This window comes from Streptomyces gelaticus (genome assembly GCF_014649535.1).
Taxonomy (GTDB): Bacteria; Actinomycetota; Actinomycetes; order Streptomycetales; family Streptomycetaceae; genus Streptomyces; species Streptomyces gelaticus.
Genome location: NZ_BMTF01000111.1, coordinates 1 through 557, shown reverse-complemented (window position 1 = coordinate 557; position 557 = coordinate 1). Strand labels below are relative to the sequence as shown.

The following is a 557-nucleotide window of genomic DNA, read 5'->3' as shown; positions in this document are numbered from 1 at the left end:
AATTGCAGTAAAGAGCTTGAACACTATGCATCATGATAGTATGAGCGTGAATTTTGTCCGATTTGTGCATACCTTCCCCTTACCCCACAATGCGACTTGAGGCAATACGCAGATTAAAACCATAAGGAACGGACTTTATCCGAATCCAGTTTTGAAAGGTCTTGCATAAGCCCGGTTTTCAGTATAGATATTCAGCACGTATTGCCTTGCTGTCATGATCCACTTGGCAGGTACGGAGATGAAGCTGAAGACAAAAGCCTTTATGCGACTCGTTTCCTTGAGCCCGAAAGCCTTGGTGTCAAGCTTGCTAATGATGGTCTTATAGAAATTGTGTATCAATGCCGTAAGCAGAAGGAATACAGTGTTCTCTGACATGAACGACTTGGGGAGCCTGTTCCAGCCGAATCCGTTGTTCATATCATCGAATATACGCTCTTTGCCCCCACGCTTGTTGTAAAATTCGACGATGTCTCTTGTTGATGAGTCATAATCGTTGGTAAGAATGGATCTGTAGGTGTATTCACCTTCCCACAAGTCAAGCTCTCCATCCATGCGCT

At 44.2% G+C, this 557-nt stretch carries 1 protein-coding gene; it reads right to left on the bottom strand.

The window, feature by feature from the left end:
* Window positions 1-135 precede the first annotated feature (135 nt).
* Window positions 136-557: transposase (locus IE107_RS34615; RefSeq protein ID WP_189548294.1), on the bottom strand; the 422-nt coding region annotated here is incomplete at its 5' end.